We start from the raw sequence: 23,052 nt of genomic DNA, 5'->3' as shown, positions 1-23,052 counted from the left end.
TGCCGACCGTCTGAATGACAGCGTGAAAGCCTGGGCCTCAAACGGCTCAGGCTTTTGCTTTTTTGGCCTGCTTTTCCTTGGCGATAACATGTTCGGCCAGATCGCGGGCAATGGCAAAGGCGCCTTTGATCTTGTCCGTATCCGTCGCCCAATCGCGCTTCACGACGATCTTGTTGTCTTTGACCTTGGCCAATCCACGTTGGTCTTGGATAAAGGTCACCAGCCCCTCGGGCGAGGCGAATTTATCGTTGTGGAACTGGATCGTCACACCTTTTGGACCGCCGTCCAGCTTGGCGATCCCTGCCCGTTTGCACATCGCCTTGATACGGATCACGAGGATCAGCGTGTTCACCTCGCGCGGCAGCTTGCCAAAGCGGTCGATCATCTCGGCGGCAAAGCCTTCAAGTTCGACCTTGGTGGTCAGGCTCGACAGGCGGCGGTACAGACCCAGGCGCACGTCAAGGTCGGGCACATAGGTTTCGGGGATCAGCACAGGCACGCCCAGATTGATCTGCGGCGCCCATTGGCCATCGTCGTCGATCACGCCTTCCAACTCGCCCGCCTTGATCTTGGCAATCGCGTCTTCCAGCATGGATTGGTACAGTTCGAACCCGACGTCGCGCATCTGGCCGGATTGTTCTTCGCCAAGCAGGTTGCCCGCGCCGCGAATGTCCAGATCCTGCGAGGCCAGCGTGAACCCTGCCCCCAGCGTGTCCAGACTGCCCAACACGCGCAGACGCTTTTCGGCAGTCGCCGTCAGTTTGGCGCGCGGTTTGGTGGTCAGATAGGCATAGGCGCGGGTCTTTGACCGGCCCACACGTCCGCGAATTTGATAAAGTTGCGCCAGACCGAACATATCGGCGCGGTGCACGATCATTGTGTTGGCGGTTGGAATATCCAGACCGGATTCAACAATCGTCGTGGCCAGTAGGATGTCGTATTTGCCGTCATAGAATGCGTTCATACGATCATCGAGCTCGCCCGCCGCCATCTGGCCATGGGCGACCAGATAGGTCAGTTCGGGCAGCTGTTCCTTCAGGAACGCTTCGATCTCGGGCAGGTCCGAAATGCGCGGCACGACATAAAAGGACTGCCCCCCGCGATAATGTTCGCGCAGCAAGGCCTCGCGCAGGGTGACGCTGTCGAATTCGCTGACATAGGTGCGGATCGCCAGACGGTCGACGGGCGGTGTGCCGATGATCGACAGATCGCGCACGCCCGTCAGGCTTAGCTGCAAGGTCCGTGGGATCGGCGTCGCGGTCAGGGTTAGGACGTGAATATCGGTGCGCATCGCTTTCAGGCGTTCTTTGTGGCCGACGCCGAAATGCTGTTCTTCGTCGATGATCAGCAGACCTAGGTTGTTGAATTTGATCGATTTTGCCAGCAAGGCATGGGTGCCGATAACGACGTCTACGGTGCCTTTGGTAATCCCCTCGCGGGTGGTGTTTGCGTCTTTTGCAGATACGAAGCGCGACAGTTGACGCACCTCAAGCGGGAAGCCCCGGAACCGTTCGGCAAAGGATTTATAGTGCTGGCGCGCCAGCAACGTCGTCGGGGCAATCACCGCGACTTGAAGGCCCGACATGGCCGCCACGAATGCGGCGCGCATGGCGACTTCGGTCTTGCCAAATCCGACATCGCCGCAAATCAGACGGTCCATCGGTTTGCCGCTGGTCAGATCGTCGATCACATCGTTGATCGCCGACATCTGATCGTCGGTTTCGGTATAGGGGAAGCGCGCGGAAAACGCGTCCCACATGCCCGGAGGCGGATCCATGACCGGCGCGCGGCGCAGGGCGCGTTCGGCGGCGATACGGATCAGTTTATCCGCCATCTCGCGGATACGTTCCTTGAGCTTGGCTTTTTTCGACTGCCACGCCCCGCCGCCCAGCTTGTCCAGCAGACCCTCGTCATGGCCGTATTTCGACAGCAGTTCGATGTTCTCGACCGGTAGGTATAGCTTTGAATTTTCGGCATATTCCAGCAGCAGGCATTCATGGGCAGCGCCAGCGGCGGTGATGACTTCCATGCCCAGATAGCGGCCGATGCCGTGGTCCACGTGCACGACCAGATCGCCGGGCGTCAGGGATTGTGTTTCGGTCAGGAAGTTTTCAGCACGGCGTTTGCGTTTGGGGCCGCGGATCAGGCGGTCGCCCAAGATATCCTGTTCGGAGATAACGGTCAGCTTTTGCCCATCGCTGGTTAAAGGTGCCTCGAACCCATGCTCCAGCGCCCACACCGCCTGATACAGGCCACGTTTGCCGATACGTGTACCATTGGGAATGGCGATGGTTTCGCCCATGCCTTCGTCTTCGATCAATCCGGTCAGCCGCTCGCGCGCGCCTTCGGAATAGCTGGCGATAACAACGGGGCCTTCGTTCAGTTTCACCTTAAGATGGGTCGCTAAGGCACCGAAAAGGCTAATGGATTCCTGCTGGCGTTCCGGTGCGAAATCACGCCCGATACGCCCGCCAGCGTCCAGAACATTGGGGCCTGTGGGCTGCGGCAAGGGTTTGAACTGGATCACCCGCTTGCCGATCAACGCCTGTTCCCAAGCGGTATCGGTCAGGTACAGCCCTTCGGGCGGCGCGGGTTTATATACGCTGTCCATCTTGGACCGGTTCGCCATAGCCAATCGGCGCGTTTCATATTGGTCGGCGATGCTGTCCCACCGCGACAGGCGCTGCGCAGTGACTTGGTCGTCCAGCGTCACGGTGGCCTTGGGCAGATAGTCAAAGATGGTTTCCAGCTTTTCGTGAAAGAACGACATCCAATGTTCGGCACCTTGGTGTTTGCGCCCCGCGCTGATCGCCTCGTAGAGCGGATCGTCGGTGCCCGCGGCCCCGAATTCGATACGGTAGTTCTGGCGGAAACGGGTGATCGCCGCCTCGTCCAGAATAACCTCGCTCACCGGGGCGAGTTCGACCAGATCAAGCTTTTCTGTGGTGCGTTGGGTCAGCGGATCAAAGCGGCGCGCGCCATCCAATGTGTCGCCAAACAGATCCAACCGCACAGGGCCCAGATCGCCCGGCGGGTAAATGTCGATAATCCCGCCCCGGATCGCATAATCACCGGGTTCGGTCACCGTCGGGCTTTGCACAAACCCCATACGCACCAGAAAATTCCGCAATGCGGCCTCGTCAATGCGGTCGCCCACACGGGCGGAAAACGCGGCATCGCGCAGCACGGCGCGTGCGGGCACACGCTGGGTCGCCGCGTTAAGCGTTGTCAGCAGAATGAACTGGTCGGGCATCCCATGCACCAACCCCGCCAGCGTCGCCATGCGCTGCGCCGAAATATCGGCATTGGGCGACACGCGGTCATAGGGCAGACAATCCCACCCCGGAAAGGTGATTACCGGTACATCGGGCGCAAAGAAGCGGCAGGCCGCCTGCATCGCCGCCATGCGTTTGTCATCGCGCGCCACATGGATCACGGGGCGCTTGTTTTTGGTCAGCTCGTCCAGCAAGGCGCGGGCATCAAAGCCCTCGGGCACGCCGGACAGCGTTATTTGTGTGGAATTCGACATGAAGTGTCAGTTGTTCCTTGGTGCCGGTTTGTCAACCGCCGAACGGACCAACATAGAGGTTTTGATACATGCCCCAGATCGAGGTGACAAAAATCGAGATGATCCCGATGATCTGCGTATAGAGCCGATGGCGCGAAAGCCGCTTGTAGAGCAGTTCGCCTTTGGCGGATTCTTCGAATATCTGCTGGGCGGTTGACACATTCAGCATGGCGATGATCGACAAGGGAAACGCCAGAAACAGCACCGCTTGGGCAAATTCGACGTTGTAAAACATGGCCAATATAAACAGCACCGTCAGAACAAAACTGACAAAGGCCAAGATCAATATGCCCGACACTTGCGCGATATAAAGGGTACGATTCACATTGATGCGGACCAGGTCTTCCAGATCGACCTGGGTTTGCTCTCCGTAGCGGCGCGCACGCAGGACCAGATCATAAGGAACGCCCAAGACCCAGTGGCTTGCCGATGACCAAACGACGGCCAACACGATCCAGTACCAGAGGTTTGAGAACGACCGCATGTCGATCACTTCTAAGATTGTCTGGTACAAGTCCAAGGAACGCCTGTCTTTGATCTTAAAATTAGCCATCTGCGGCAATTCTTACCGCGCTTATGCCCTCATAGCGGCGCTTGCCCCTAATTCCTAGCCTTGAGCCGTGCAAAAATAAATGCAAAGCCTTGTGATGAAACATCTAAGGTATTTTGCATGAGACCCCAACAAGCCGCCTATCCCGCGACACGACTGCGCCGCACCCGTCAATCTGCTGGCATCCGTGCGTTGGTGCGTGAAAACACGCTGGAGCTGGGGGATCTGATCTGGCCTGTATTCGTCCGATCCGGCGAAGGGATCGAGGAACCTGTTCCATCTATGCCCGGCGTGTTCCGCCGCAGTGTGGACAAAGTGGTCGAGGCCGCGCGCGAGGCGGCTGATCTGGGTATCGGTGCGATGTGCATCTTTCCCTATACGGGGATCGAGGACAGGACAGAGGATTGCGCCGGCGCGTGGGACCCGCAGAACAATGCGAACCGTGCCATTCGGGCGATCCGCGCCGCGGTGCCAGAAATGGTGATCATGACGGATGTGGCGCTGGATACCTATAATATCAACGGCCATGACGGCTTTGTGGAAGACGGGATCATCGTCAATGACCGCACGGTCGAGGCGTTGGTAAAGATGTCACTGGCCCAAGCCGAGGCGGGCGCGAACATCATCGGACCGTCTGACATGATGGACGGGCGCGTGGCGGCCATTCGCGCAGGTCTGGAAAATGCGGGCCATAGCGATGTTATGATCATGAGCTATTCTGCCAAATACGCCTCTGCCTATTACGGGCCGTTTCGCGATGCGGTTGGCGCATCAGGCGCGCTGACAGGCGACAAAAAGACCTATCAGATGGATTACGCCAACAGCGACGAGGCCCTGCGTCTGATTGAGCGCGATCTGCGCGAGGGGGCGGATATGGTGATGGTCAAACCCGGCCAGCCCTATTTGGATATTTGCCACCGCGTCAAAACCACCTTTGGCGCGCCGACTTTTGCCTATCAGGTGTCCGGCGAATACAGCATGATCAAGGCCGCCGGCCAAAACGGCTGGATCGACGAAGAGCGCGTGATGATGGAAAGCCTGATGGGCTTCAAACGCGCGGGCTGTGACGGTGTGTTAACCTATTTCGCGCCGGATGTGGCCCGTTTGATGGCGCGCGGGCGCTAAATCAGCGCAAAAACCGCGTAGCAAAGGCAGTTCACCGCCGATTCGTGGCCTAAAAAGGTGACAGCATCGATTTTTCGGCATAAGGTCGCGCATAAGTCGGGACAAACCGGCACAGGCAATTACAGGCATATTAAAATGAGCAATTCTTCTATTTCGCGCCGCGCGTTTGCGTTGGGCGCGTTGGCAACTGCAGGGGCCGTCGCGGCATGTGGCAATGGGGTTGGCAGCCGCGGCAGCGGTCAGATCGATGCACGCGTCGATGCAACCTTGCAAGAAATGTACCGCCAGTTCCCGAACACCCAACAGCTGGCCGCGAAATCAAACGGTATGCTGATCATGCCATTGGTAACCGAGGCAGGCTTGGGCCTGGGCGGCGGTTACGGGCGCGGCGCGCTGCGGGTCAACAACATCTCGGTTGATTATTATTCGATGACCAAGGCGACAGGCGGTTTGCAAATCGGCGCGCAGCAATATGCGCATGTTCTGTTTTTCATGACCGAAGACGCGCTGAACAATTTCCGCCGCTCCCCCGGTTGGGCGGCAGGTGCGAACGTTGAATATGTGATTGATAATGTCGGCGACAGCGTCAACGCGGATACGACCACATCGCTTTCGCCGGTTCTGGCGGCTGTCTTTGGCCGCGCCGGTCTGCGCATCGGTGCCACGCTTGAAGGCAGCAAATACACGCGGATCATTCCATAAGCGAAAAGCGCGGCCCGCAGCATTTGCGGGCCGCGCTTTTGGTTTAGCCGACGGCGTTCAAACGTTTGATCAGGCTTGAGGTGTCCCAACGGCCACCGCCCAGTTTCTGCACATCTTTATAGAACTGATCGACCAGCGCGGTCACAGGCAGGCTTGCCTGAATCTCGTCTGCGGTATCCAGACAAATACCCAGATCCTTGCGCATCCAGTCGACCGCGAAACCGTGGTTGAATTCATCGTCCAGCATTGTCTCGAACCGGTTGGACATCTGCCAGCTGCCTGCGGCGCCTTGGCTGATCACCTCGACCACGTCGCGACCATCAAGCCCGGCTTTCTGTGCGAAATGCAGCGCCTCTGACAGGCCCTGAACCAAACCGGCAATCGCAATCTGGTTGCACATCTTGGTCATCTGGCCGGCACCACTGTCGCCCAAACGGCGGCAAATCTTGGAATAAATCTCCATGATCGGCAAAGCGCGGTCAAACGCGCCCGCATCGCCGCCACACATGATCGACAGTTGGCCGTTTTCCGCCCCTGCCTGCCCGCCCGAAATCGGCGCGTCGACAAAGCTGATTTGCGCCGCATTTGCAGCGTCATACAGCTCGCGGGTCACTGCGGCGGAAACGGTTGTGTGATCGACAAAAATCGTCCCCTCGGCCATGCCCGCAAAGGCCCCGTCGTCGCCCACGCAGACAGACCGCAGATCATCATCATTGCCCACGCAGGAAAATACGATATCGGCCCCCTGCGCCGCTTCACGCGGGGTTTGCGCCATGTCGCCGCCATAGGTTTCCGTCCATTGGCGGGCTTTCTCTGTTGTGCGGTTATATACGGTGACCGTGTGGCCGGCTTTCTGTAGATGTCCGGCCATCGGCCCGCCCATCACTCCCAGTCCCAGAAATGCGAGTTTTGCCATCGTCTTTTCCTTATCTATTAGTTGCGCTATTGGCTGGTATAACATCTAACAGCCCACAGAGTTTGGTCAATCAACTGAGGGGTTTATTCAGGAGCACCCAATGGCAGTGGTATTTAAGTGGCTTATGCGTCTGGCCACCTTGTTGATTGTCTTAACGGTGGTCGCGGTCGTCGGCATTTACTGGCTCGCGTCGCGGTCTTTGCCTGAATATGACGACACGGTCGTGGTGCCAAATCTGCGTGCCGAGGTCGAGATCGTGCGCGATAATGCCAATGTCCCGCACATCTTTGGTCAGAATGATCAGGACGTGTTCTACGGCCTTGGTTTTGCCCATGCGCAGGACCGTCTGTGGCAAATGATCACCATGCGCCGCACCGTTCAGGGCCGCCTGTCTGAGGTGTTCGGCCCTGCGACAATCGACATTGACCGCCTGTTGCGCCGGCTTGATCTATATCCCCTTGCCGTTAGGTCCGTTGACACCCTTGACCCCAAAACCCGCGCCGCGCTCGAGGCGTATTCCGCAGGCGTGAACGCCCGTCTTGACCAGATCAATACCGAAGCATTGGGCCGTGGCGCGCCTGAAATGCTGATGTTTGATGTGCCTGTCGCCCCGTGGCGCCCGGCAGATTCGGTGGCGATGTTGAAACTGATGTCGCTGCAGCTCTCTGGCCATCTGGATGCCGAGGTGAAGCGCGCGCGCACGTCGCTTGCCCTGCCCGATCAGAAACGTCTGCTGGATATTTTACCTGATGCACCGGGCAGCGGCATCGCCGCCCTGCCGGAATACGCTGCCCTTGTTCCCGGCGGGCTGCCGCAATTCGCCGAAAACACCCCCCTTGATCCCAATCCGCTGTCGCCTTTCAAACCCTTTGACCTTGCCGGGGCGTCCAACGCATGGGCTGCGGCGCGCGATCGGTCTGCATCCGGCGGGACGCTGATTGCCAATGATCCGCATCTTGGCTTTACCGCGCCCAGCATCTGGTATCTGGCGCGATTGGAACTGCAATCGGGCGGCGTGATCGGCGGCACCATTCCGGGCCTTCCCGTGGTGCTGACCGGCCGCTCCGCCGCCTTGGGATGGGGCATCACATCGTCCTATGCCGATGACCAAGACGTCTATGTAGAAGAGCTGAACCCAGACAACCCCGAAGAATACCGCACGCCGGACGGGTTCAAACCCTTTGCCAAACGTGCGTCGATTATCACGGTCAAGGACGCCGATCCCATCACCCTGACCCTGCGGTGGACGGTTAACGGCCCCGTGCTGCCCGGCAGACACTACAACCTTGCCGCCATCACTCCGCCCGGCCATGTGGCCACGGTGAGTTGGACAGCCCTCAGCCCCGCCGACACCTCCCTCGCCGCCGCCATGGCATTGATGGAGGCAAAATCGGTCGAAGCAGGCCTTGCCGCCACCGCCGATTACATTGCGCCGTCGCAAAACCTGACGCTGGTGGACGCAGACACGATTGCGTTGAAAACCATCGGTGCATTGCCCGCCCGCGATCCGGCCCACCAAAGCCAGGGCCGCATGCCCACCGTTGGCTGGAACGCCGCCAACCGCTGGCAGGGGGTGCTGCCCTATGCGTCCAACCCCGAATTTGTGGCCCCGCTGGGCGGCATTCTGGGCAACACTAATAACAAGACGCTGGACCGCCCCTTCCCCAACCATGTGTCGTTTCTATGGGGCGATACGCAACGCATTCAGCGTTGGCGCAACCTGATGCAACGCCGCCAAGTCCACACCCGCGACAGCTTTATCGAAGCGCAGCTTGATACGGTCAGCTTTACCGCGCGCACCTTGCTGCCGCTGATCGGGGCCGAGCTGTGGTTCACCGGAGAGGCCGCCGCCGAAGGCACCGCCGCGCGTCAACGCGAACGCGCTTTGATCTTGCTCGCGGGCTGGTCAGGCGAAATGAACGAACATCTGCCCGAACCGCTGATCTATGCCGCGTGGCTGCGCGCCCTGCAGGACCGACTGATCCAGGACGAGCTTGGCCCGCTGGCGGAGGAGTTCGACCATGTCGAGCCGCTGTTCATCGAACGGGTGTTCCGCGATGTCGATGGTGCCGCTGTCTGGTGCGACGTGCTGCAATCGGCACCTGTTGAAACCTGTCCTGACATGGCGCGGCTCGCCTTGGATGACGCGCTGATCTGGATCAACGAAACTTGGGGCAGCCAGCTTGAATCCCTGCGGTGGGGCGATGCGCACCAAGCCACCCATGACCATCCGACGCTGGGCGAGGTGCCTATCCTGCGCTACTTCGTCAACATCCGCCAATCGACCTCGGGCGGCGATAACACCCTGCTGCGCGGCCGGACTAAGGGCACCAGCCCCGATCCCTTCTTTAACGTGCATGGTGCCGGATACAGGGGCGTCTATGATTTCGCAGATCCGGATTCGTCGGTGTTTATCACCTCAACCGGCCAGTCCGGGCATTTCCTGTCACGCTACTATGACAACCTCGCCCAGCTGTGGCGACGCGGCGAATATATCCCCATGTCGCTGGACGAGGATCTGGCCCGCGCCGCATCCGTGGGCGTGACCAAACTGATCCCGGCACAGCCATGAACCGCGTGATCCTGTTCAACAAACCCTTCGGGGTGCTGTCGCAATTCACCGACAAAGGCACCGAAGGATCCCCGCGCCCAACCCTGTCTGCCTATATTGACGAAAAGGGTTTCTACCCCGCTGGCCGCCTTGACCGCGACAGCGAAGGCTTGATGGTGCTTACCGACAGCGGTCCACTCCAAGCCCGGATATCACACCCGAAATACAAGCTGGCGAAAACCTACTGGGTTCAGGTCGAAGGGACCCCCGATGACGCGGCCCTGAATGCACTGCGCAGCGGCGTTACCCTCAAAGACGGCAAAACCGCCCCCGCCAAAGTCAGCCAGATCGACACGCCCGCAGCGCTGTGGGACCGCGACCCACCCGTACGGTTTCGCAAATCAGTGCCCGATGCATGGCTCTCCATCACCATTACCGAAGGCCGCAACCGCCAAGTCCGCCGGATGACTGCTCATGTGGGCCTACCGACGCTGCGCCTCATCCGCGCCCAAGTCGGCGACTGGCAGCTCAACAACATGCAACCGGGCACATGGCGCTTCTCTTCAGAAACAGGCCGCTAATTCCAAATGGACGAAAATCCCGGGGGGCGGCCAAAGGCCGGGGGGCTGGCCCCCCAAATCACTCCGCAGTTCAGACAAACACCCGCGTCACCCAAACCCCAACAGTTGCCGAAACACCCGTCAACACCACGCCCCATGAATAATCAGTGGCGACCATCTGCGGCGTCCAGTCTTTGAGCGTCGCAAGATTGGTAAATTCATAGGTGCCATAGCCCAACGCGCCAATAAGCGCCGCGTTTGCAAAGACCCAAAGCAAGCTCTTGTCCTGCAGAACCGCGGGCCAGGATACGAAATACAACAACACGGCGATGTAGAACGCATAAAAGGCCAAGGCCGGTATCATGCGAAACCGATCCAGCAACAGCGGGTCAATGTAGCGCGAAAAGACGGGTTTGACCAAATAGGTCAGCCCCAGAACATCCAAGCCCAGAAAAACCGCGAAGGTCAGCACGTATAGAATGATCAGCGTCATAAGGGCCCTCCCGCCGTGATGCAGACTACCATATGAACCGCGCAGCGGAAAATTCGAATTTTCCGGCCAAAATTTTTCGAAAAAATTTTATTGCGAGCGCAGCGGCCAGCTACAGCCGCTGAAACTGGGCTTCTTGCTCGGCCGACCAGCGGACCTTGAGGGCAAAACCCTCCTCGGTCTGCTCTTCGTCCAAAACCACCTCTTGAGCAAAGAGCCAGGCCCGCTTTTTACCTTCCGCAAACCCAAGCACCAGATCAGCCTCACGCACAGCCCCTTGCAGGGCCTCTGCGATCACCGACTGGAATTCCTCCAGCCCTTCGCCCGTCAATGACGAGATTGCCAAGACGTTTTCGTCGCGGGCCGCACGGGCGCGCACGGCATCGGCGCGGTCCGGGCTAAGCAGGTCGATCTTGTTCCAAATCTCAAAGCTGCGGGTTTCCTTGGGCACCCCCAAAGACGCCAGAATATCGCGGACATTCTGGGCCTGCTCTTCGGTCTCGGCATGGGAAATATCGCGCACGTGGCAGATGATGTCGGCGGCCAGCACCTCTTCGAGGGTTGCACGAAACGCGGCAACCAGCTCGGTCGGCAGGTCAGAGATAAATCCAACCGTGTCGCTTAGAATAATCTCGGGTCCGTCGGGCAGCACAAGGCTGCGCATGGTCGGGTCAAGCGTGGCAAACAGCATGTCTTTCGCCATCACATCCGCACCGGTCAACCGGTTGAAAAGGGTCGATTTTCCGGCGTTGGTATAGCCAACCAAGGCGACAATCGGGAACGGCACCTTGGCGCGGGCGGCACGGTGCAGCGCGCGGGTTTTCACTACCTTGTCCAACTGGCGGCGCAAGCGCACCAATTGTTCGTCAATGGCGCGTCTGTCCGATTCAATCTGGGTTTCGCCGGGACCGCCAACAAACCCCAATCCGCCACGCTGGCGTTCAAGGTGGGTCCAAGCGCGCACCAGCCGCGTGCGCTGATAGTTCAGCGCGGCCATTTCAACCTGCAACACACCTTCGCGGGTGGCGGCGCGGTCGCTGAAAATTTCAAGGATCAACCCGGTGCGATCCAGCAGCTTCACGCCCCATGCTTTTTCAAGGTTGCGTTGCTGGACCGGCGTCACATGCCCGTCGACCAAGACCAGATCGACCTCGGCGTCCTCCATGCGGCGCTTTAATTCTTCGATCTTGCCGGACCCGAACATCATACCCGCGTTCACGGTGCGCAGGATAACAACCTCTTCCCCCACGACTTCCAAATGAGGAAGCGCTTCGGCCAAGGCGACAGCTTCGGCCAAGGCCGGTTCCGCGATTCGGCGGTTGTTGTCGGTTTTAATGTCAGGGTGCAGCACCCAAGCCCGGGTTACTTTCGGGCCTGCTGTGTCGTCGATCTGGAAGGGAGGGCGCGTCAATTCGCGTCTTCACCCTCGTAAAGCGAGATTGGCTGGCTTGGCATTATGGTCGAGATCGCGTGCTTATACACGAGCTGCGACTGGCCATCCCTGCGCAAAAGCACACAAAAGTTGTCAAACCAGGTGATCACACCTTGCAGTTTCACACCGTTGATCAAAAAGATCGTTACTGGAACTTTGGTTTTGCGCACATGGTTCAGGAATGCGTCCTGAAGGTTTTGTCTGTCAGACGCCATAATGGTCTCGCCTTTATTCTTGCTGTTTTTCTTGCTGATGCTCGCGGACCGAGCTCCGATTTAGAATGAGTATGTAGATGCCGGTCAGGAGTTTCCACCCCAAATGTCACACAGCACAGTACGGCAGATGGTAATTCGTGTCACGCACGCCACAGGTCTGGGGTCAGCAAGGCGATGATGGCAAGGGTTTCCAGCCGTCCCAGCACCATGGCACCGATCAGGATTATCTTGGCCGGATCCCCCAGTTCGATCAGGGAAATGGGCGCGTCTGCGGCGAATTCGATCAACGGTCCGGTGGTGGACAGGCTGGCAACAGACATCACCAGCGCATCCTCGAACGGGGCCCCGACAAAGGTCAGAAGCAGCGTGACAGCAGCCAGTGACAGGGCAAATAGCATGAAAAAGATCCATGCGATAAAGGCCCCGTTGCTTTGCAGGCGTCTGCCCGTGGTCCCTGCCCCCGACACCGAATGCGGATGCACCAGCCGTTCGAGTTCCCGCGCGCCGTTGCGGTAAAGCGCAAACACCCGCAGTAATTTCACGCCACCTGCGGTGGTGGCCACCCCGCCCCCGATCAACGCCAGCCCCATCAGGATCAGCCCCGGCGTTTCCAGCCCGGACCAGCTTTGCGCCTCGGCCCAAGACGAACTGACAAACCCCGTGGTCGTCAAAAATGATGTGACGGTAAAAATCGCGCCCCACAGCGCGCTGCCGCTTTCATAGGCCTCGCCGCTGGCAGACACGTCAAAAGCCCCCAAAAAATGCCGCGCAAATAGAATCAGCGGCACCCCGATGATCAACGCCAGACCCATGCGAAATTCGGGGTCGGTGCGCAGGCCGCCTTGGGTGGCTGTGACCGTATCTTTGGAAAAGGTCAGCCGCGACAGCGAGAACAGCATGAACAGCATCATCACTGCCTCGGCACCAAAGCTGACGCCAGTATCATGGGTGCCGCCCAAGGGCGAAATGCCCGACGTCGCCATGACCGACATGGCGTGGCACAGCGCCACCAGCGACCGATCCCCATTGGCCAGCAGCAAAACCCATAAAAACAGCGTCAGCGCCAGATAGGTAGGTGCCAGCGCCGCTGCTGAACGCAGCAAACGCAAGCGTGGGTTGATCGGTGCGGATGCCGTGGTGCGCCTGTCATCTGGGTTGCCGGGTTCGGCTTGGGATGTAACCTCGAACCCGCCAAGATGCAGGGGTGCCAGAATGGCCGAGGCCGCGATCCACATCAGCAAGCCACCCATCCACGCGACCTGCGCGCGCCACAGATGCAGCGTGTCGCTTAGCCGTCCGGGATCGTCAAACAGGCTGGCCCCTGTCGTGGTGATCGAACTGACCATATCGAAATAAGCGTTTATAAAACGCGTGGTCGGCAAGGCCTCAAGAAACGGGATCGCAAGGATCGCGGGCAAGATCACAAAGCTGGAAAACAGCGACAGCAGCGGCCCCAACGACCCGTGCCGCGCCTTGCGGCCCGAATGGGCGATTGCGATCATGGTGAACACGACGACACCCAGCAGACAGGAATAGAAAAACGCCCGCGATGCGAGCAGATCATCCGTGACCACCGCAAAGAACGCAGGAATGATCATCGAGGCGCTAAAGACGCCAAAAATCAGCAAAAACAGCGGTAGATCAAGGATTTCCCGGCGAATATAGCTTTTGCGTCTCATGATGGGGCATCCCGATGTGACATCAGAAAAAGTCGATCGATACCTGCATCAACTGTTCGACCTGCGGCACGTCTTTGGCCAGACAGAAAACAGCGATCACATCGCCTTCGTCAATGCGGGTGCTGCCCAAGGGGCGGATCACCTGATCGCCCTTTTGGACCATGCCGACCAGCACCCCTTCGGGGAAATCAATGTCGGTAATGCGTTTGCCAGCCAGCGGTGACGTTGACAGCACTTCGGCCTCGATCACTTCTGCCTCTGCATCGCCGATGGAATAGACGGACCGCACACGGCCATGGCGGATATGGCGCAGGATCGAGCTAACGGTCGTCGCCCGCGGGTTGATATAGGCGTCAATGCCCAGCGGTTGCATCAAGGGGACCAAGGTCGGATCGTTGATCAAGGCAATGACAAAGGGGCAGCCTTCGGCCTTGGCGCGCACACAGGCCAGCATATTGGTTTTGTCATCGTCGGTGATGGCCATCATCGCATCGGCGCGGTTGATCCCCGCCTCGGCCAGCAGGGCCGCATCCAGACCGTCGCCATTTAGAACAATCGTGCGTTCCAACGCCTCGGCGGCGCGTTCGGCGATGGCACGGTTTTTCTCGATCATCTTGGTGCGGACGCGCTTTCCCTTGCTTTCAAGGTTTTGCGCGACGGCCAGACCAACATTGCCGCCACCCACCAACACAACACGCTCCAGCTTGCTGGTTTTCTTGCCAAAAATATCAAGGGTGCGCGGGATGTCATCGCGGTGGGTAAAGACATAGCAGGCATCGCCCACAAACAGCTGGTCCTTGCTTTCGGGGGCGAACAGCGTGCCATCACGGCGCACACCCACGACAACCGCGCGCAGGGTCGAGAACAGATCAGACAGCTGGCGCAGGGGGGTGTTAATGACCGGGCAGCCCTCTTCGATCTGGATACCGATCAGATGGGCCATGCCATCCATAAAGGTTTCCGTGTCAAACGCAGCCGGTGCCGAAAGACGCTGAAGGGCAGCAGCGGCGACTTCCTTTTCCGGGCTGATCACCACATCGATGGGCATGTGATCGCGGCGGTAAAGGTCGGAATAAATCGCGGTCAGATAGGATTGGCTGCGCAAACGGGCGATCTTGCGGTTGATACCGAAAACCGAATGGGCCACCTGACAGGTGACCATATTCACCTCGTCCGAATGGGTGGCGGCGATGATCATTTCCGCGTCGCGCGCGCCTGCACGGTCCAACACATCGGGATAGCTGGCAAAGCCTGCAATGCCCTGAACATCCAGCGTATCCGTGGCACGGCGTACCAGATCGGCGTTGCTGTCCACGATGGTCACATCGTTGCGTTCGCCCGACAAGTGGCGCGCAATTTGCCAGCCGACCTGACCTGCACCGCAAATAATCACTTTCATGAAAGGTTCCTTTGGTGTTGCGCCTGATGACGGGGCAAGGCGGAAACCACCCGCTTGATCGCTGATTTGAATGACAGATGGCTTTGCAAGGGTCAATTCAAATGTCTACATGAGGATAACGGCAAAATGGGAGCGGTGCGATGAAACATGTGACAATGACTGTGGCGGTGATGATCGGCCTTGGGGCCTGCGCACCGCTGAAAACCTATTACAAACCCGGTGCCGATATTACAGCCGTGCAGCGCCAGACCACCGCCTGCGAGGTCGAAGCGCTGGCCAAGGTACCGGTTTCAACCCAAATCCGCCGCGCGCCGCCCCGCTTTATCCCGCCGCGCGAGATATGCAACAGCGCGGGCCGGTGCCGCGTTTTGCCGGGGTATTATGAGCCGGGTGCGGTCTATACCGTCGATCCCAATGTTGATCTTCGCAACCGGGTAGAGTCACAATGCATGGCCGATCAAGGCTTTGTGCCGGTGTCGATCCCCGCCTGCCCCAGTGCCGTGGCCCAAGCGGCCCCACAACGGGCCACAACCACCCTGCCCCCGCTGAATGACAAATCCTGCGTGATCCGCAACGACGATGGCAGTTTTCAGATCGTTACACGGGGTTAACTGTCGGCTTCGGCATCCTCGTCTACATGGGCGATGCGGGTGCCGGATTTCGCCGATGTCACCACGCCCAAGCTTTTGAGCTTGCGGTGCAACGCAGACCGTTCCATGCCGACGAAATTGGCGGTGCGGCTGATGTTGCCGCCAAAACGGTTGATCTGCGTCAGCAAATATTCACGCTCGAACGCCTCGCGGGCCTCGCGCAGCGGCAAGGTGGCCAAGGCACCTGACAGCACAACGCGGCCGTCTTCGTCGGCGTTGTCATCCTCGCCCGGCAGTTCACGTGCCTCGATTGGGCCGGTGCCATCGCCAAGGATCAGCACCCGTTCGACAAGGTTTTTCAACTGACGCACGTTGCCCGGCCAGATCATGGTTTGCAGCAAGGCCACGGCATCGTCGGAAAACTTGCGCAGCGGCAGCCCTTGGCTGCTGTTAAACTCGGCAATGAAATGCTCGGCAAGCACGGGAATATCCTCGCGGCGGTCTTCCAGCGACGGGACGGAAATCGGCACGACGTTCAGGCGGTGATACAGTTCCTCGCGGAATGTTTCGGCCTTGATCGCGGCATCAAGATCCTTGTTCGTGCTGGACACCACGCGCAGATCGACACGCACCTTGTCATGGCCACCAACGCGGGTGAATTGCTGGTCAACCAACACACGCAGGATTTTTGATTGGGTGCCAAGCGGCAGATCCGCGACCTCGTCAAAAAAGATCACGCCACCGTGGGCCTGTTCCAGCAAGCCGGGCTCAACCCCGCGGTCGGCGCTTTCAGTACCGAACAGCACTTCTTCCATCCGCTCGGGCGCGACGCTGGCACAATTGACGGTCACAAAGGGGGCGGATGCACGGGCGGAGTTATTGTGGATATAGCGCGCGGCGATTTCCTTGCCCGATCCCGCAGGCCCGCGCAGCATCACGCGGCCATTGGATTTGGTGACCTTATCCAACTGCGCCATCAGCATTTTGAACGCCGTCGATGATCCGATCATATCGGCATTCGTTACATCACGACGTTTCAGCGACAGGTTCTCGCGGCGCAAACGGGATGTTTCCATCGCGCGCCGGATCACCACCAGCAACTGATCAATATTGAACGGCTTTTCAATGAAATCATACGCACCCTGCTTGATCGCGGCGACCGCGATTTCGATGTTCCCATGGCCCGAAATAATCACGACCGGCACATCGGGGTTGTCCCGTTTCACCGCCTTGAGGATATCAATCCCGTCCATCTGGCTGTCTTTGAGCCATATGTCCAAGATCATCAGCGCGGGTGGTTCTGCGTTAATGGCGGCCACCGCTTCGTCTGAGTTACCGGCCAGACGTGTGGCAAAACCTTCGTCTTCGAGAATGTCAGAAATCAGTTCGCGAATATCGCGTTCATCGTCCACGATCAGGATGTCACTCATCTTGGGTCTCCAATGCGGTTGTCTTTAGGGAGGGTGCCAGCGGCAATGTAATGATTGCCATGGCACCGAAATGGGATTGGCCGTCGAACACAGGTGCGTTTTCCAGCACCAAGGTTCCGCCATGTTCTTCGATTATCTTTTTCACGATCGGCAAGCCGAGGCCTGTTCCTTCGCTGCGGGTGGTTACATAGGGTTCAAATAGCCGCGCGCGGTCTTCTGGCAACCCGATGCCGTTGTCCGCGATTGAAATTTGCAGCGTGGTTTTTTGGACGGTTAACGAAACCTCGATACGTCGTTCGAAACCGTCAGGCGCGCCGCTTTTTACCAAACTTTCAATAGCTTCGCCTGCGTTCTTAATCAGGTTGGTTAAGGCCTGCGACAGCATGGTTGCATCCACCTGCGCCAGAACGGGGCCGTCAGGTAACGTGGCGTGAATGGTCACATCGGGCTGGCCGCTTTGCTGTAGGACCACGGCATCGCGCACCAGTTGGCCGATATCCTGCTCCGATGTTTCAGGCTCTGGCATCCGCGCGAACTTTGAGAATTCATCCACGATGCGGCGCAAATCACCCGTCTGGCGGATAATCACGCCCGTCATCTGCTCAAGTGCTGCGGCATCGTCGGGCAGCTTGCGGGCAAATTTGCGTTGGATGCGTTCAGCGCTAAGCTGGATCGGGGTTAGCGGGTTCTTGATCTCGTGGGCAATGCGGCGGGCCACGTCGCCCCACGCCGCCATGCGCTGCGCACTGACCAGATCGGTGACATCGTCGAAGGCAACAACATAGCCTTCAAGGCGACCATCTTCGCTGCGCCGGGTGGCGACGCGAACCAACAGGTTCTCCATATTGCCGTGACGCGATACTTTGACCTCGCCTTGAGCAACCTCGCCCTGACCGGAAACCACGGTATCGAAGAGCGGCCCGAACTCGGGGACAGCGACTGAGATCGCCAGCGATTGCTGGTCTTCCGCCCAATCCAGCAGCCGCATGGCCGATTTATTCACAAAGGCCACCCGCCCTTCAGGGTCCAGACCAACAACCCCCGACGTGACCGAGCTAAGCACGGAATCAAACAGCCTGCGCCGGCGTTCGATCTGGCGGGTGTTGTCCAACAGCGCCTCGCGCTGCGCCTTCAGTTGCTTGGTCATCTGGTTAAAATATCGGCCCAACATGGCGATTTCATCGTCGCCCGATGCCTCGCGCACCTGCACCTCAAGATCGCCCGCACCGACCTGTTGCGCCGCACCGGTAAGCCGCCCCACGGGGCCGGACAGCCGTTCGGCAAACCATAGGCCCAGCCAGACCGCCGCCAAAATAAGGATCAGCGCAAAGCCGACGTAAAGAAGGCCGAACTCAAACAGCAACTTGCCACGGTCGTTTTCCAACTGCTGATACAGGCGTACCGTTTCTTTGGTATCGTCCAGCAAAGACAGGATTTCACCGTCAACATCGCGGCTGATGTATAAAAACCGGTCCAGATAGGAATCGAGGGCGACAAGCGCGCGAAATTCATTGTTGGGCCAATCCTCGATCACCAAAGGTTGGCCGTTGTTCTCTTGGGCGCTTCTCAACTGTGCCGCGTCCGGTGCCTCGTAGTTGAACAAATACGACCGATCGCCACGGGTCCTGATTTGCGCGGTGCCATCGATCAAATACGCCTCGCGCAGGCCGCGCTGAATTTGCAACTGCCCCTCGGCCAATAATTGAGAGTCAGCCAGCGGCAAATTTTGATCGCGGGCACGGTCGATCCCACGGGCCAGCGTCAGCGCATCTTCGATCAGATCATCGCGCTGTTCGGATTCGTAGGCCTGCGCGGCAGCTAGCGAGTTGCCGACCACACCGCGCACACGGTCGGAAAACCATCCCTCAAGCCCGACATTGATCGTAAGCCCCGCGAAAACTGCAACACTGACGGTGGGAATAAGCGCCATAAGCGCGAACACACCGGTCAGCCGCAGGTGAAGCCGTGACCCTGCTGATTTCGCGCGGCGCGCGGCAATCAATCGGGCGACTTGAATGAAAACGAGGGCGGCGACCAACAGGATATAGACGAGGTCGGTCAGTAGGATCAGCCGCAAGCTGGGCGTATTGCTGCCCTGCCCCAATGGCCCCAACACCAGATAGGTGATGATCGCCAAGACAGGCCCCAAGGCCACAAGCCCAAGGGTCGCCAAGTTGCGATACCGCCGAACCCGGCGCAGTCGCTCAAGACGTAACAGATAATAACTGCGTGACCGGGTTAGCACCCGCAATCCTCACCGATGATGTGATGCATAAATGCATCCACTGCCTATTAATGTGGTCCTGATCGGGCTGTGAGGCCCGATGGCCACGGTTATGTGGCTCTTTTACATCATCTTACGACCGCGTGTCACCTCAATATCGAGGTCCGTGATCTTTTTTCTCAAGGTATTGCGGTTGATTCCCAGTAAATCGGCACATTTAGCCTGATTTCCTGCGGTTGCGGCCAGCGCGATTTCGATCAGCGGGGCCTCAATCTCGCGCAGTATCCGCGCATACAGGCCCGGAGGCGGCAACATTGACCCGTGTTGATCGAAATACCGCCGCAGATGGCGTTCGACCGACGCGCCCAGTTTTTCGGTATTGGCTTGCGCCCGCAAAGGTTCGGGATCGGGCTGCGCACCCAAGACCTGTTCGGCCTCAACCTGGGTGATTTCCGGCGCGCGGCTGGTCAGGGCCAGTTGACGCATGGCATGTTCCAACTGGCGGACGTTTCCGGGCCATTGATAGTTGGCAAAGACTTTGGCCGCACCTTCGGACAGCGCGCGCGGCACGGTGTTGCCGGTTTCAGAGCGTTCGAGGAAATGGGCGGCCAGCAGGCTGATGTCTTCGACCCGGTCGCGCAATGCAGGCACGTGCAAGGTGGCACCCGACAGGCGGTAATATAGATCACGGCGCAAGGTTCCTGCCTTCATCGCGGCAGCCAGATCGGACTGGCTGGTGGCCAGAAAACGCGGTGCGTGATCGCCGGGCGTGTCCATCATACGTGCGATACGGGCTTGAATTTCCTCGGAAAAATCACCGATTTCATCGATCAGCAATGTCCCGCCGCGCACCCGTGCCAACACGCGCGCCGGCCCTTCGATGTCTTGCAGATCGGCGGATGTCACTGTGACGAACGGCAGATTACGCCGGTCGGAAAAGTCGTGAATGGCCTTGCCGATCAGGGATTTACCGGTGCCGGATTCGCCCCAGATCAACACGGGCAAATCGGTGTTCATCACCCGCGCCACCACGCGGTACAGCGATTGCATCACCGGGGTGCGCCCGACCAACGGCAGATCGTCGCGGTCGCCCGCATCATTGGTTTGCACAGCGCGCCGTGGTGCCCCGTTGCGTTCCAATGCCCGCGCCGTGCGCTTCATCAGGTCAGGCAAATCAAACGGTTTGGGCAGGTAATCATAGGCTTCGGCCTCGGCGGCCTTGATCGCGGTCATGATGGTGTTTTGCGCCGAAATAACAATCACTGGCAGGCCGGGCCGGTCCTTGGCGATCTTTGGCAGCATCTCAAGCCCGTTGCCGTCGGGCATCACAACGTCCGAGATGACCACATCGCCTTTGCCCTCGCCGACCCACCGCATGAGCGTGGTCAGGCTGGAGGTCGCATGCACTTTGCACCCGGCGCGGGTCAGCGCCTGCGTTAAGACGGTGCGGATTGTGCGGTCGTCGTCGGCGACCAGAACTGTGCCATCCATTTTTATGTCTCCTGTTCGGGTGCGAGGGTTGCCAGCATCGCCTTGTCGGCGCGTGGCAGTGAAATACGAAATACGGTTTTGCCGGGCGCGGAATTGACCGAAATCCAGCCGCCGTGGTCGGAAATGATCTTGCTAACCAGCGCCAGCCCCAGCCCCGTGCCGTTTTCACGGCCCGACACAAAGGGTTCAAATACATCATCCTGAATGGATTGCGGCAGGCCGGGGCCGTCATCGATCACTTCGATCTGCAAGGGCAGCGATTGGCCACTGCCATCCGCGCGGCGCAGACGGAAGGAATGTTCGTAAAAGCTGTGCAACCGAATGGTGCCGCCGGTCTCTCCTGCGGCTTCGGATGCGTTTTTGACAAGGTTCAAAACGACTTGGAGCAGTTGATCCTTGTCTCCCAAGGCCAGCGGCAAGGACGGATCATAGTCTTCAACGATGGTCATGCGCGCACCAAAACCCAGCAGCGCGGACCTGCGGGCGCGGTCCAGCACGTCATGCAGGTTCACGGCCCCCAGCTCGGGCGGCATCAGGTTGCCGAACTGTTCGACCTGTTCCAACAGCTTTACGATCCGGCGCGATTCCGCGACGATCAAATCGGTCAGCTCAAGGTCTTCGGCATTCAGGTTCATGCTAAGCAGTTGCGCCGCACCGGTGATCCCCGCGAGCGGGTTCTTGATCTCGTGGGCCAGCATTTCGGCCATGCCAATCGCGGATTTCGCGGCGGATTTCACCTGATTGTTGTGGCTCATCCTGCCGACAAATTCACGCGGGGTGATCATCAACAGCATATGGCCCGGCATGCCGTTCAGCGGGGCCAGATGCAGATCGGACAGTGCTGGCGGGCGCTGGCCGCTGCCCACATCAACATCATTTACGAACAACGGCGTGTCATGTTTGCGTGCGCGGCCAAATGCCTCCTCCAGCGGGGCATTTACGGCGATGAGATCCCAGACGGGTATGCCTTTGGCCGATTTGGCCGAGGTGTTCAGGAACCCTTCGGCGGCGGAGTTCAGATCGACGATTTTATCATCAGGCCCGATCAACACCGCGGGCACCGGCAGCGAGTTAAACACCGCGTCCATGCTCATCATGCTGCTGCCTTTGCGGGGGGGTGCGCGACCATGGCGTCATCAATCAGGCTGTGCACGGTTTGCGGCTCGGGGGCTGTCAGAATGGCGCGGCGCAGGTCGGTCGGCGTGGCGCAGGTGTCCATGTACCAACCCAGATGTTTGCGCGCGGCGCGCAAGCCTATGGTGGTGCCGTAAAAGCGGATGATCTCTTCGTAGTGGTCGGCCACCATGCGGGTGAAATCCGCGCCCTGCGGCACAAGCGGCGCGGGCGTTCCATACAGCTGATGCGCGATCTGCGCCAAGATCCACGGTTGCCCCTGCGATCCGCGCCCGACCATCACCCCATCCGCGCCGGATTGTTTCAAAGCCGTCCGCGCGGTGGTGCTGTCAATGATATCGCCATTTGCGATCACAGGGATCGATACGGCGTCTTTCACCTTGGCGATGGCGGCCCAATCGGCAGCGCCTTTGTAGAATTGGCAGCGTGTCCGCCCGTGGATCGTAATCATGGTGATGCCCGCGTTTTCCGCCGCCGCGGCGATGTGCGGCGCGTTCAGCATCGCGTCATCCCAGCCAAGGCGGGTTTTCAGGGTCACTGGCACCGATACGGCATTCACCACCGCCTCGATCAGCGTCAGCGCGTAATCAGGGGTGCGCATCAGCGCGGAACCGGAATAACCTTGGGTGACCTTTTTGGCGGGGCAGCCCATGTTGATATCGATCACCCGCGCGCCTTGCGCTTCGACCATGCGGGCGGCCTCTGCCAGCGGGGCGGCTTCGCGGCCGGCAAGCTGCACGGCGGTGCCTTCGATCCCCAGACCCAGTTCGGCTTTCTCGCGGGTGCCGGGACGTGCGTTAATCATATCTTCCGATGCCACCATTTCAGATACCACCAGCCCTGCCCCAAAGGACGCGACCAGATTTCTGTAGGGTAGGTCCGTAATCCCGGCCATGGGTGCAAGTAAAACAGGCGGGTTTAGGGAAAATGGCAGATCGGTAAGACCCAAATGATTAATCCTTGTGCATTTCCATTGGGTGTAGCGACAGCCTTGCC

18 protein-coding genes are annotated in these 23,052 nt (G+C 59.1%); 5 read left to right on the top strand and 13 right to left on the bottom strand.

The genetic code is table 11. The annotated features are described in order from the left end of the window. Positions 1-46 precede the first annotated feature (46 nt). Together mfd and AADJ11_RS14060 are read right to left on the bottom strand one after the other, a co-directional pair. Positions 47-3,529 carry a transcription-repair coupling factor gene (mfd, locus tag AADJ11_RS14065; protein WP_341235152.1) on the bottom strand — a complete coding sequence of 1,161 codons (3,483 nt, stop codon included), beginning with the start codon at positions 3,527-3,529 and terminating at the stop codon, positions 47-49. A 31-nt stretch (positions 3,530-3,560) separates the two neighbouring features. After that, a complete protein-coding gene (locus tag AADJ11_RS14060) occupies positions 3,561-4,088 on the bottom strand; it encodes a component of SufBCD complex (RefSeq protein ID WP_341235519.1) in 528 nt (175 codons plus the stop codon). 150 nt (positions 4,089-4,238) lie between these two features. Between AADJ11_RS14060 and hemB the strand changes: the two genes are divergently transcribed. Next, on the top strand, positions 4,239-5,243 hold the full coding sequence (gene hemB, locus AADJ11_RS14055) for a porphobilinogen synthase (protein WP_341235151.1): 1,005 nt from the start codon (positions 4,239-4,241) through the stop codon (positions 5,241-5,243). A gap of 135 nt (positions 5,244-5,378) precedes the next feature. Beyond that, positions 5,379-5,945, top strand: a complete 567-nt coding sequence (locus AADJ11_RS14050; protein ID WP_341235150.1) for a YSC84-related protein — start codon at positions 5,379-5,381, stop codon at positions 5,943-5,945. 43 nt (positions 5,946-5,988) lie between these two features. On the opposite strand, the gene AADJ11_RS14045 is transcribed toward AADJ11_RS14050, so the two are convergent. Then, positions 5,989-6,906 carry an NAD(P)-dependent oxidoreductase gene (locus AADJ11_RS14045; RefSeq protein ID WP_341235149.1) on the bottom strand — a complete coding sequence of 306 codons (918 nt, stop codon included), beginning with the start codon at positions 6,904-6,906 and terminating at the stop codon, positions 5,989-5,991. A 55-nt stretch (positions 6,907-6,961) separates the two neighbouring features. Between AADJ11_RS14045 and AADJ11_RS14040 the strand changes: the two genes are divergently transcribed. Beyond that, entirely contained in the window at positions 6,962-9,433 is a 2,472-nt protein-coding gene (locus AADJ11_RS14040; protein WP_341235148.1) for a penicillin acylase family protein, read from the top strand. After that, positions 9,430-9,993: a pseudouridine synthase gene (locus AADJ11_RS14035; protein ID WP_341235147.1), complete on the top strand. Its 564-nt coding sequence runs from the start codon at positions 9,430-9,432 to the stop codon at positions 9,991-9,993. The genes AADJ11_RS14040 and AADJ11_RS14035 overlap by 4 nt, the downstream gene beginning before the upstream one ends. Positions 9,994-10,063: 70 nt before the next feature. On the opposite strand, the gene AADJ11_RS14030 is transcribed toward AADJ11_RS14035, so the two are convergent. The 5 genes from AADJ11_RS14030 to trkA form a co-directional block, all read right to left on the bottom strand. After that, positions 10,064-10,465 (bottom strand): DUF2177 family protein, encoded by a 402-nt coding sequence (locus tag AADJ11_RS14030; protein ID WP_341235146.1) that lies wholly within the window; start codon positions 10,463-10,465, stop codon positions 10,064-10,066. Positions 10,466-10,574: 109 nt separating this feature from the next. After that, positions 10,575-11,873 (bottom strand): GTPase HflX, encoded by a 1,299-nt coding sequence (hflX, locus tag AADJ11_RS14025; RefSeq protein ID WP_341235145.1) that lies wholly within the window; start codon positions 11,871-11,873, stop codon positions 10,575-10,577. Further along, positions 11,870-12,109, bottom strand: coding sequence for an RNA chaperone Hfq (gene hfq / locus AADJ11_RS14020; protein WP_093915014.1), 240 nt, complete (start codon positions 12,107-12,109; stop codon positions 11,870-11,872). The genes hflX and hfq overlap by 4 nt, the downstream gene beginning before the upstream one ends. Before the next feature lie 140 nt (positions 12,110-12,249). After that, positions 12,250-13,788: a potassium transporter TrkG gene (locus AADJ11_RS14015; protein WP_341235144.1), complete on the bottom strand. Its 1,539-nt coding sequence runs from the start codon at positions 13,786-13,788 to the stop codon at positions 12,250-12,252. A gap of 22 nt (positions 13,789-13,810) precedes the next feature. Further along, complete coding sequence (gene trkA / locus AADJ11_RS14010; protein ID WP_341235143.1) at positions 13,811-15,187, bottom strand: Trk system potassium transporter TrkA; 1,377 nt, start codon at positions 15,185-15,187, stop codon at positions 13,811-13,813. 140 nt (positions 15,188-15,327) lie between these two features. Here trkA and AADJ11_RS14005 point away from each other — a divergent pair, with 140 nt between their 5' ends. After that, positions 15,328-15,798, top strand: coding sequence for a hypothetical protein (locus AADJ11_RS14005; RefSeq protein WP_341235142.1), 471 nt, complete (start codon positions 15,328-15,330; stop codon positions 15,796-15,798). On the opposite strand, the gene AADJ11_RS14000 is transcribed toward AADJ11_RS14005, so the two are convergent. The 5 genes from AADJ11_RS14000 to dusB all read right to left on the bottom strand — a co-directional run bounded on the left by AADJ11_RS14000 (position 15,795) and on the right by dusB (position 23,005). After that, complete coding sequence (locus tag AADJ11_RS14000) at positions 15,795-17,207, bottom strand: sigma-54 dependent transcriptional regulator (protein ID WP_341235141.1); 1,413 nt, start codon at positions 17,205-17,207, stop codon at positions 15,795-15,797. The genes AADJ11_RS14005 and AADJ11_RS14000 overlap by 4 nt on opposite strands. Beyond that, positions 17,200-19,452: a PAS domain-containing sensor histidine kinase gene (locus AADJ11_RS13995; protein ID WP_341235140.1), complete on the bottom strand. Its 2,253-nt coding sequence runs from the start codon at positions 19,450-19,452 to the stop codon at positions 17,200-17,202. The genes AADJ11_RS14000 and AADJ11_RS13995 overlap by 8 nt, the downstream gene beginning before the upstream one ends. A gap of 102 nt (positions 19,453-19,554) precedes the next feature. Beyond that, positions 19,555-20,922 carry a response regulator gene (locus tag AADJ11_RS13990; RefSeq protein WP_341235139.1) on the bottom strand — a complete coding sequence of 456 codons (1,368 nt, stop codon included), beginning with the start codon at positions 20,920-20,922 and terminating at the stop codon, positions 19,555-19,557. A gap of 2 nt (positions 20,923-20,924) precedes the next feature. Then, positions 20,925-22,019, bottom strand: a complete 1,095-nt coding sequence (locus AADJ11_RS13985) for an ATP-binding protein (protein ID WP_341235138.1) — start codon at positions 22,017-22,019, stop codon at positions 20,925-20,927. Continuing rightward, positions 22,016-23,005 (bottom strand): tRNA dihydrouridine synthase DusB, encoded by a 990-nt coding sequence (gene dusB, locus AADJ11_RS13980; protein ID WP_341235137.1) that lies wholly within the window; start codon positions 23,003-23,005, stop codon positions 22,016-22,018. The genes AADJ11_RS13985 and dusB overlap by 4 nt, the downstream gene beginning before the upstream one ends. Between the last annotated feature and the right edge of the window lie 47 nt (positions 23,006-23,052).

The organism is uncultured Sulfitobacter sp. (assembly GCF_964021855.1).
Lineage (GTDB): Bacteria > Pseudomonadota > Alphaproteobacteria > Rhodobacterales > Rhodobacteraceae > Sulfitobacter.
This window is presented reverse-complemented; position numbering and strand designations above follow the sequence as displayed.